The organism is Variovorax sp. P4_D9, assembly GCF_056401695.1.
In genome coordinates this window covers 1-4,386 of sequence record NZ_JBFUIU010000733.1, presented here as the reverse complement: position 1 = coordinate 4,386, position 4,386 = coordinate 1, and the positions used below count along the sequence as shown (strand labels likewise).

Below are 4,386 nucleotides of genomic sequence, written 5' to 3'. Positions count from 1 at the left end.
CGCCGACCTGGTGTGGTGCGAGACCGGCACGCCCGACCTCGAGTTCGCCCGCAAGTTCGCCGAGGCCGTGCACAAGGTGCACCCGGGCAAGATGCTGGCCTACAACTGCTCGCCGTCCTTCAACTGGAAGAAGAACCTCGACGACGCCACCATCGCCAAGTTCCAGCGCGAACTCGGCGCCATGGGCTACAAGTACCAGTTCATCACGCTGGCCGGCATCCACTCGATGTGGTTCAACATGTTCGACCTGGCGCAGGACTACGTGAAGCGCGGCATGTCGGCCTATGTCGAGAAGGTGCAGGAGCCCGAGTTCGCGGCCCGCGACCGCGGCTACACCTTCGTGTCGCACCAGCAGGAAGTCGGCACCGGCTACTTCGACGAAGTGACCACCGTGATCCAGGGCGGCAAGTCGAGCGTCACCGCGCTGACCGGTTCGACCGAGGAAGAACAGTTCCACTAAGACCCGAAGGTCTCTGATTCATATCCCCGCGTGAGCGATCACGCGGGGATTTTTTTCGTCGCGCGCGTCCCGGTCGGCCCGTCAATCGGCGATGCGCAGGTCGCGAACCCCGCGTCCCAGGCGCTGCCGCAGCAGCGCACGCAGCGTGACGCCCTCGGCATAGCCGACCAGGGTTGCGATCTGCTCCAGGCTCTTGTCGCTGGTCTTCAGCAGATGCACCGCGCGCTCGACCCGCAAGTCCTGGAAGTACGACAGCGGCGTCTTGCCGAGCACCTGCTGCATGCGGCGCGCCAGCGTCCGCTTGCTGGTGCCCGCTGCCGTTGCCGCCTGGTCGAGCGAGAAGCCATCGGCCAGCCGGTCGCGGGCCCAGCGCTCGAAGCGCTCGACGGTCGGATCCGAATGGCTCAGGTGGTCGGTGATCACGTAGGCCGACTGCGAGGGCCGCGCGTCGACGATCAGGTACTTGGCCACGAGCGTGGCGAGTTCGGGGCTCGCCTGGCGCACCAGCAGCAGCGCCATGTCGACATGGCTCAGCGCGGCGCCGGCGGTGACGAAGCTGCCGGAGCTCACGAGCATGCGCGATCCCTCGAGCCAAACCGCCGGATAGCGCTGGCGGAAAAGGGTCGACAGCCACCAGGTCGTGGTGGCGTTCTGGCCGTCGAGCAGGCCCGATTCGGCGAGCACGAAGGTGCCGATGCAGGCCGCAGCGATCCGGACGCCGCGCGCCGACTGCTCGCGCAGCGCGGCCGTGGCGTCCGCGATGTCGCGGCGCTGCAGCGCAGCCTGGAGCCCGTCGGGCATCTTCTCGCCGATCGCCGGGATCACGGTCCAGTCGGGCGTGCGTGCCGGGCCGGCGGGCAGCACCGGCACGCCGAGCCCCTGCGCGGTGCGCACCTTGCGGCGCATGCCGACCCGGGCGACGTCGAAAGGTGGCACCGCCAGGCCGAGCAGGCCGGCAAGTTCGTTGGCGGTGCCGAAGACGTCCTGCACGGTCGCCAGGCCGGTATCGAACACGCCATCGAGCGCGAGGATGTCGATCTTCATGGCAATAACAATATCAAAGATGTCAAAAATGCCAATAGGACAAAGCCGGGCCCGGGCCTAGAGTTTGATGGCCGGTCGACGCAATCCCGCGCAACCGCAGTCACAGGAGACCCACATGATCAAGTACGCACTGTTCGCCCGCCTCGAAGCCAAGCCGGGCAAGGAAACCGAGGTCCAGCAGTTTCTCGAAGCCGGCCTGGCCATGGCCCGCGACGAGAAGACCACGCCGATCTGGTTCGCGCTTCGGCTGTCGCCGAGCACCTTCGGCATCTTCGATGCTTTCGAGGACGAGGCCGGCCGCCAGGCCCATCTGACCGGGCCGATCGCCCAGGCCCTGATGGCGAAGGCGCCGGACCTGTTCGCCAAGCCGCCATCGATCGAGCAGATCGACGTGCTGGGCCTGAAGAACGCCGCGGCGGCGAGCTGACGGCGCAGCGGATAGAATCTGCGGCTCAGTCTCAGCATCAACAAGAGCGAGAAAGGCACCCTGGTTATGACACCGCGAACTACACCGCACGCAACGAGCGGTCTTTTCTCCGAAGGAAAAGGCCGGTAGGCCGCGCACGCTGGAAATCCCTCCGGCCCATGAACCAGAGCCAAGCGCGGTCCAAGACCGCGCTTTTTTATTTCTCGTCGAGGTTTTTCCATGATCCAGATCACGCTTCCCGACAACTCGCAGCGCGAGTTTCCCGGCCCAGTTTCGGTGGCCGAGGTGGCCCGCTCCATCGGCCCCGGCCTGGCCAAGATGATGGTCGCCGGCAAGGTGGATGGCCGGCTGGTCGATGCCAGCGACATCATCGACCACTCCGCCAAGCTGCAGATCATCACGCCCAAGGACGACGAGGGCCTCGAGATCATCCGCCACTCGACGGCCCACCTGGTCGGCCACGCGGTGAAGCAGCTCTACCCGACGGCCAAGATGGTGATCGGCCCAGTGATCGACGAAGGCTTCTACTACGACATCTCGTACGAGCGCCCGTTCACGCCTGAGGACATGGCGGCCATCGAGGCCCGCATGCGCGACCTGATCGCGCAGGACTACGACGTGGTCAAGAAGTTGACGCCGCGCGACGAGGTCATCGACGTCTTCAAGTCGCGTGGCGAGGACTACAAGCTGCGCCTGGTCGAGGACATGCCCGACGAGAAGGCCATGGGCCTCTACTACCATCAGGAATACGTCGACATGTGCCGCGGCCCGCACGTGCCGAACACGCGCTTTCTGAAGGTCTTCAAGCTGACCAAGCTGGCTGGCGCCTACTGGCGCGGCGACGCCAAGAACGAGCAGCTGCAGCGCATCTACGGCACGGCCTGGGCCGACAAGAAGCAGCTCGACGACTACATCCGCCGCATCGAGGAAGCCGAGAAGCGCGACCACCGTCGGCTCGGCAGGGAGCTCGACCTGTTCCACATCGACGAGGCCGCACCGGGCCTGGTGTTCTGGCACCCGAAGGGCTGGTCGATCTGGCAGCAGGTCGAGCAGTACATGCGCAAGATCTACCGAGAGACGGGCTACCAGGAGGTCAAGGGTCCGCAGATCCTCGACAAGAGCTTGTGGGAGAAGACGGGCCACTGGCAGAACTACCGCGAGAACATGTTCACGACGGAGTCGGAAAAGCGCGACTACGCGCTGAAGCCGATGAACTGCCCGGGCCACGTGCTGATCTTCAAGTCGGATCTGCGCAGCTACCGCGACCTGCCGCTGCGCTACGGCGAGTTCGGGCAGTGCCACCGCAACGAACCGAGCGGCGCCTTGCACGGCATCATGCGCGTGCGCGGCTTCACGCAGGACGATGGCCACGTGTTCTGCACGGAAGACCAGATCCTCGAGGAGTGCGTGGCCTACACGGCGCAGCTGCAGAAGGTCTATGCCGACTTCGGCTTCACGGACATCCTCTACAAGGTCGCGACGCGGCCCGACAACCGGGTCGGCTCTGACGAACTGTGGGACAAGGCCGAGCACGCGGTCATGGAAGCGCTGCGCCGCTCGGGCGTCGACTTCGTGATCTCGCCCGGCGAGGGCGCCTTCTACGGCCCGAAGATCGAGTACACGCTGCGCGATGCGATAGGCCGCCAGTGGCAGTGCGGCACGATGCAGGTCGACTTCAACACAGCCGAGCGCCTTGGCGGCGAATACGTTACGGAAACGAGCGGCCGCGCCTATCCGGTGATGCTGCACCGCGCGATCGTCGGCAGCCTCGAGCGCTTCATCGGCATGCTGATCGAACACCATGCCGGCGCGCTGCCCGCATGGCTCGCTCCGACGCAGGTCGCGGTGCTCAATATCAGCGAGAACCAGGCCGATTACGCTGCGGAAGTTGYCAAAACGCTGCAGAATCAAGGGCTTAGGGTGGCGCTCGACCTGCACAACGAAAAGATTACGTATAAAATACGGAAGCATTCGTTGCAAAAGCTTCCCTACATCCTGGTCGTAGGCGACAAGGAGAAGGAAGCCGGAGCCGTCGCAGTGCGCGCCCGGGGCAATGTTGACCTCGGTGCCATGTCGGTGGAGGCCTTCTCCCAAAAGATCGCCCACGACATCCAACACAAGCTTTGAATTCAACCGGATTCAAGGGCTGATTTTTTGATCAGGCAGCTTGTGGGCGTGGATTCGGCGGTATTCGCTACAGAAATGTAGCAAATTGTTTAAAGGATTCTGACCATCGCTACTGCATTTCGCGACCGCCGCCACCGCGAGGAACGCCAACACCGCCTGAACCGGGAAATCATGGCCCCGGAAGTCCGCCTGATCGGTCCCGATAACGAGCCGTTGGGTGTCGTGAGTCTTGCCGAGGCCTTGCGCCTGGCCGGCGAGCAGGATGTGGATCTGGTGGAAGTGGTCGCTGCGGCCAATCCGCCGGTCTGTCGCCTGATCGAGTACGGCA

The 4,386-nt window shown here is 64.5% G+C and carries 5 protein-coding genes; 4 read left to right on the top strand and 1 reads right to left on the bottom strand.

Translation table 11 applies throughout. The features are described 5' to 3' along the window. On the top strand, positions 1–460 hold a 460-nt coding region (locus AC1DY5_RS43850), incomplete at its 5' end, for a beta/alpha barrel domain-containing protein (RefSeq protein WP_478120680.1). 81 nt (positions 461–541) lie between these two features. Here AC1DY5_RS43850 and AC1DY5_RS43845 read toward each other — a convergent pair. Then, the gene (locus AC1DY5_RS43845; RefSeq protein ID WP_478120679.1) at positions 542–1,504 is read right to left on the bottom strand and encodes a GlxA family transcriptional regulator; all 963 of its coding nucleotides are present in this window, start codon (positions 1,502–1,504) and stop codon (positions 542–544) included. Between the two features lie 115 nt (positions 1,505–1,619). On the opposite strand from AC1DY5_RS43845, the gene AC1DY5_RS43840 reads away from it, so the two are divergent. The 3 genes from AC1DY5_RS43840 to infC all read left to right on the top strand — a co-directional run. Next, a complete protein-coding gene (locus AC1DY5_RS43840) occupies positions 1,620–1,931 on the top strand; it encodes a putative quinol monooxygenase (protein WP_478120678.1) in 312 nt (103 codons plus the stop codon). 219 nt (positions 1,932–2,150) lie between these two features. After that, on the top strand, positions 2,151–4,058 hold the full coding sequence (thrS, locus tag AC1DY5_RS43835; RefSeq protein WP_478120677.1) for a threonine--tRNA ligase: 1,908 nt from the start codon (positions 2,151–2,153) through the stop codon (positions 4,056–4,058). Between the two features lie 96 nt (positions 4,059–4,154). Further along, positions 4,155–4,386, top strand: a 232-nt coding sequence (infC, locus tag AC1DY5_RS43830; RefSeq protein WP_478120681.1) for a translation initiation factor IF-3, incomplete at its 3' end; no start/stop codon positions are given.

What these genes read in the sequence shown, in the direction of transcription:
- AC1DY5_RS43845 (WP_478120679.1), bottom strand. Translation starts at nt 1,504, where the DNA reads ATGAAGATCGACATCCTCGCGCTCGATGGCGTGTTCGATACCGGCCTG.
- AC1DY5_RS43840 (WP_478120678.1), top strand. Translation starts at nt 1,620, where the DNA reads ATGATCAAGTACGCACTGTTCGCCCGCCTCGAAGCCAAGCCGGGCAAG.